Annotated in this window: 3 protein-coding genes and 1 pseudogene; 2 read left to right on the forward strand and 2 right to left on the reverse strand. The window is 67.8% G+C overall.

All coding sequences use genetic code 11. From position 1 onward, the window contains the following. Together LPZ50_RS21125 and gspN are read left to right on the forward strand one after the other, a co-directional pair. A pseudogene (locus LPZ50_RS21125) lies at nt 1-319 on the forward strand (hypothetical protein); the annotation flags it as partial. After that, nucleotides 319-1,068: a type II secretion system protein N gene (gene gspN, locus LPZ50_RS21130; RefSeq protein ID WP_230664667.1), complete on the forward strand. Its 750-nt coding sequence runs from the start codon at nt 319-321 to the stop codon at nt 1,066-1,068. The pseudogene LPZ50_RS21125 and the gene gspN, both read left to right, overlap by 1 nt. A gap of 17 nt (nt 1,069-1,085) precedes the next feature. On the opposite strand, the gene gspE is transcribed toward gspN, so the two are convergent. Both gspE and gspD read right to left on the reverse strand, forming a co-directional pair. Next, a complete protein-coding gene (gspE, locus tag LPZ50_RS21135) occupies nt 1,086-2,516 on the reverse strand; it encodes a type II secretion system ATPase GspE (protein WP_230664668.1) in 1,431 nt (476 codons plus the stop codon). Then, nucleotides 2,513-5,128, reverse strand: a complete 2,616-nt coding sequence (gene gspD, locus LPZ50_RS21140) for a type II secretion system secretin GspD (RefSeq protein WP_230664670.1) — start codon at nt 5,126-5,128, stop codon at nt 2,513-2,515. The genes gspE and gspD overlap by 4 nt, the downstream gene beginning before the upstream one ends. Nucleotides 5,129-5,417: the final 289 nt, after the last annotated feature.

A 5,417-nucleotide genomic window follows, 5' to 3' on the forward strand; every position in this document is an offset into this window, starting at 1 on the left:
GGGCAACGCCGCGTCGGCCGCGCCAAGCGCCGACGAACTGGGCGCCAGCCTGCGGCGCGAAGGCCTGACGGAAGATACATGGACCCTGGCCGAAGGCGCCGTGCCCGCGGACGGCGGCAAGACAGCGCCAGGCCCGGCCCTGACACTGACCCTGCGCGAGGCTTCATCCGCCGTGCTGTTCCGCTGGCTGGACACTGCCGCGCGCGACTGGCGCCTGGACGTAGCCAGCGCGGAATTGACACGCGCCACCCTGGAGGGTGGCCGCCGCCTGCCCGGACGCCTGTCCGGCACCCTGACTCTGATTTCATCCCGACCCTGATGCGCCTGGTTTTTCCCAAGTCTGTCTCGCTGCCGCTGGCCGCCCTGGCCCTGCTCTGCGCCCTGCTGGCGGCGCTGCCCGTGCTGCCTGCCCGCTGGATGATGCTGGCGCTGCCCGACAATGCCATGCTGGCGCTGGCCGATGCCGACGGTACGGTATGGCGCGGCAGCGGCCAATTGGCGCTGGGCCCGCCGGGCGCGCGCCGGCTATTGTCCGAACCCGTCAGCTGGCAATGGCGCAACGGCGCGCTGGAGGTATCGCATGCCTGGCTGCGCGGGCCCGTTCGGGTCCGCCCGGGACTTACTGGCGTGCGCGTGTCGGGCCAGAACCTGCGGATGCCCGCCACCGCATTGGCCAGCTTCGGCGCGCCGCTGAATACCGTGGCCCCGGGCGGGCAGATCGAGGTGCAATGGCAGGCCTTCACGCCCGGCCAATTGCCCGCCGCCGGGACGCTGGCCGAAGCCCGCTGGACGCAGGCCAGCTCGGCGCTGTCGCATGTCAAGCCGCTGGGCAACTACCTGCTGCGCATCAGCGGCGGCGACGAAGGCGTGAAATTGGCGCTAAGCACCGAATCGGGCGTGTTGTCGGCCAGCGGCGAAGGACAATGGCAGCGCGGCAGGCTGCGCTTCCGGGGCACGGCGGAACCCTCTGCCAATGCCAGCGACGACCAGCGCGCGGCCCTGACGGGCCTGCTCAGCGCCCTGGGGCCGGTGTCGGACGGCAAAAGCCACTTCGGCACGCCGCCCTGAGCGCGCGGGCGCTTGTTTCAGGCGTCGCGCGTCACGCGCAGGATTTCTTCCGGCGAGGTCTTGCCGGCCTCGACCCAGCGCTGGCCATCGTCGCGCAAGGTACGCATGCCCGCGCGCAGGGCCTGCGCGCGCAGCGCCTGTTCATCGCGGCCCTCGTGGATCAGGTGGCGCACATCGTCGTCCACCGTGAAGAGTTCATGGATGCCGGAACGGCCGCTATAGCCTGTCTGGTTGCAGGCGGTACACCCCACGGGCCGGTACACTACCTTGCCATCCGGCAGCGTTTCCGGGCGCCGGCATTCCTGGCACAACTGGCGCACCAGGCGTTGCGCCAGCACGCCCAGCAGCGACGAAGCCAGCAGGAACGGCTCGACGCCCATGTCCACCAGCCGCGTCACGGCCGAGGTGGCGTCATTCGTATGCAGCGTGGCCAGCACCAGATGGCCCGTCAGCGAGGCTTGTACCGCGATCTGCGCGGTTTCCAGGTCGCGGATCTCGCCGATCATGATCACGTCCGGATCCTGGCGCAGGATGGCGCGCAGCGCCAGCGCGAACGTCATATCGATCTTGGCGTTGACCTGGGTCTGGCTGATGCCGGGCAGGTCGTACTCGATGGGGTCTTCCACCGTCAGGATATTGGTGGTGGAGGCGTCCAGCCGCGACAGCGCCGCGTACAGCGTGGTGGTCTTGCCGCTACCGGTAGGCCCCGTCACCAGCACAATGCCGTGCGGCTGGCGGATCAGGGTGTCCAGCTGCTGCAGCACCGACGGGTTCATGCCCAGCTTTTCCAGCTTCAGGCGGCCGGCCTCCTTGTCCAGCAGGCGCAGCACGGCGCGTTCGCCGTGGCCGGTGGGCAAGGTGGACACCCGCACGTCGATGGGCCGTCCGCCCACCCGCAGCGCAATGCGCCCGTCCTGCGGCAGGCGCTTCTCGGCGATGTCCAGGTTCGCCATGATCTTGATGCGCGAGATCAGCGCCGAATGCAGCGCCTTGCGCGGGCTGACCACGTCGCGCAGCACGCCGTCGACCCGGTAGCGCACCACCGAATGGTTCTCGTAGGCCTCGATATGCATGTCGCTGGCGCCATCGCGCGCGGCCTGGGCGAACAGCGCATTGATCATCCGAATGACCGGCGCGTCATCCTGGGTTTCCAGCAGGTCCGCCACTTCGGGAATGTCTTGCAGCAGGCGGTCCAGGTCGATTTCGTTCTCGGCCACGCCCATCACCGACGCCGCATCGGCGGTGTCGCTATAGGCGGCATTCAGCAGCGTTTCCAGCGCATCGTCGGACACTTCCGCAACCGGAACCTCGCCATGGCAACGCAGTATCTCGCGCAGCGCCCAGGGCGGCGTGCGGGCGCTGATGGTCAGTTGCGACGCCCCCGGGCGCAGCAGCAGCACCGCGCGCTGCGCGCGCGCCCAGCTATAAGGCAAGGGATACGCGCTCACAGATGCGTCACCAGCTCGGCGCGATAGCCCAGTTCCTTGAGCAGCGCCACCGCGGTATCGACAGTAGTGGCATCGCGCGCGATGTCGGACCGCACCACATAACCCTGGCCGCCAGGCCCCACCTGCACGTACGCGTTAAGCCCGCTGATGCGCACGCGCTTGGCGATGCTTTCCGCGGCGGTCTGGTCGTTCACCGAGGCGATCTGCAGAATCGTCGTGTCCTGGCGGGTTTCCGCATACAGCGCCGACGGATCCGTGGCAATACTTACCCCCAGCGGCAGGTTGGCGCGTATGGGCAGGCCGGGGTCGGATCCGCCCGGCGGCTCGGGCAACTGGCGCACCCGATAGGTTTCCACCGTACGCGGCGGCTGGCGCCGCATCGTGGCCGCGGCCGCTTCGGGGCGCATGTCATAGTCGGCGCGGCTGCCCACCGATTGCAGCTGGGCGGGCGGCAGCAGCGGCGCCTGCACATCCGGCAGCAGCCAATGCTTGTTCGGCTGTGCCTGGCTTTGCGCGCGCCGCATGTAGTCGTACCGGTTCAGGGTGACATTGGCGCTGTCGCGCGTATCGCGCACCACGTATGGCCGCAGGAACACCATCAGGTTGCTCTTGGTGCGGCGCCGCGTGTCGTAGCGGAACAGCGCGCCCAGCACGGGAATGGAACTCAGGCCTGGCACCGCGTTGGTCGTGGTGCTGACGCTGTCTTCCAGCAGCCCTCCCAGCACGATGATCTGGCCGTCGTCGACCAGCACGCTGGTGTCGATGGCCCGCTTATTGGTGACCAGGCCGGTGGTCTCGCTGGAACTGGCCTCATCGATGCTGCTGACTTCCTGGTAAATATCCAGCTTCACCGCGCCGCCTTCCGAAATCTGCGGGCGTATGTTCAGCTTCAGGCCGATATCCTCGCGCTCGATGGTCTGGAACGGATTGCCGCTGCCGTCGCTGCCCGAAGTGACGTACTGCCCCGTAACGAAGGGCACGGTCTTGCCCACCAGGATGCTGGCCTGCTCGTTGTCCAGCGTCAGCAAGTTGGGCGTGGAAAGAATATTCGCCTCGCCGGTGTTCTGCAGCGCGCGCGCCAGCACATTCAGGTTGATGACCTGGTTGCCCAGCACGTCCACGGTGCCCTTGACCAGGCCCAGCGTCAGGCCGCGGCCCAGCGCGTCCAGCGTGGTGGCGCCCGTTCCCGCGCTGCCGATGCCGCTGCCTCCCAGGTTGGTGCCGCCCACGAAGCCGCTGCCATCCAGGCTGCCCGCGCCCGTCATCCACTGGATGCCGAATTCCGCGGCTGTTTCCTGGCTGACTTCCACGATCAGGCTTTCCACCAGCACCTGCGCGCGGCGCTGGTCCAGTTGGTCTATCACCTCGCGCAGGCTGCGGTACAAGGGCTCGGGTGCCGAGATGATCAGCGTATTGGTGGACGGATCGGCCTGTATGGTGGCCCCGCCGCCCGAATACGACACCGCCTCGCCCGCGCCGCCATCGTCGCGCTCTATCTGCTGCTGGCCGAACGAACTGCCGCCCAGCCCACCCGAACTGGAATTTGAACTGCCGCTGGACATGCCCACCGTGCGTGACGAGGCGGAACGGCCGGCATTACTGGTACTGCGTCCGGTCGAGGCGGCGCCGCCGGCCGCGCCCGCGCCGGCCATGCCTCGGTCGCCGGCGGCGGTGTTCAGGGCCTGCGAGGACAGCAAGCCGCCCAGCACCTCGGCCATGCGCGAAGCCTGCGCATTGCGCAGGTACACCACGTGCAGGTTGCCCGGGCGGGCCTGTTCCGAATCCAGCTTCTCGATCAGATTGCGGGCCAGCCGCGTGCGCGCCGGGCTGCCGGCGCGGATCAGCACACTGTTGGTGCGCGGGTCGGCCACCATGGCAACGCGCTGGGTCGGATCGCCGCTTTGCGCGTCCAGCAATTGCGTGGCCAGCGTGGCCAGGTCGCTGGCCACGCCGTATTTCACGGGCACCACGTCGGTATCGATGGCGCTGGGCACGTCCACCCGCGCAATCACGCGCGCGATGCGCTCGATGTTGTCGGCGTAGTCGGTCACCACCAGGGTGTTGTTGCCGGGGTAGGCATTGATGGGGTTATTGGGCGGCACCAGCGGCCGCAGCACCGGCAGCAGGTTCGCGGCGCTTTCGTACTTCAGCGAGAACACGCGCGTCACGACTTCGCTGCCGCGCGCGTCCCGGCCGAAATCCGACATGGCCACCGGCGCCGGCGCGCCCGATGGCCTGGGCGCATCGGCTACTACCCTGCTGCCCTGCAGCTTGGCATCGGACTCGGGCACCACGCGGGTCACGCCATCCACTTCCACGATGGCAAAGCCCTGCATGCGCAGCGCCCCCGCCAGCATGGCCACCGCCGTGTCGCGATCGACCGGACGCTCGGACACCAGCGTCAGCTTGCCCTTGACTCGCGGGTCCACCAGGTAATTGCGCTGTGTGAATAAGGACAGGGCTCGCAGCACGGCGGGAATATCCGTGTCGACGAAATTCAGGCTGACCCGGTTGTCACCGGGCAGCGCCTGGGCGTATGCGAAAGGCACAGGCATCGCGATATTGGCGACGGCCAGCACACAGGCCAGGGTGGTTTTTGCAAGGCGGCGCATGAGTTGTTCTTGACGGCTGGAGCAGTGAATTTGCGGCGAGTATACGGGGTACCCCTGAAACACTACGGTCATAATTCAAGGTCAATGTGGCGGGCTGGAAATCCTGGAAATTCCGAGTTTTTTGCATGCCATCATTCCGTTATGAAGCCACCGATCTGGTCGGCAAGATCGTGCACGGCACACTCGATGCCGAAACCGAACGCGGTGCGCGCAACCAATTGCGCGCACGCGGACTGTTGCCGCTGTCGACCTCGCCCGCCGCCTCGCGCGGCGGCACGGGCGGCGGTGC

The organism is Bordetella petrii, assembly GCF_020991325.1.
GTDB lineage: Bacteria > Pseudomonadota > Gammaproteobacteria > Burkholderiales > Burkholderiaceae_B > Bordetella_A > Bordetella_A petrii_E.

Bases quoted from the DNA above. Each gene is read 5' to 3' on its own strand.
- gspN (WP_230664667.1), top strand. From the start codon at position 319: ATGCGCCTGGTTTTTCCCAAGTCTGTCTCGCTGCCGCTGGCCGCCCTG.
- gspD (WP_230664670.1), bottom strand. From the start codon at position 5,128: ATGCGCCGCCTTGCAAAAACCACCCTGGCCTGTGTGCTGGCCGTCGCC.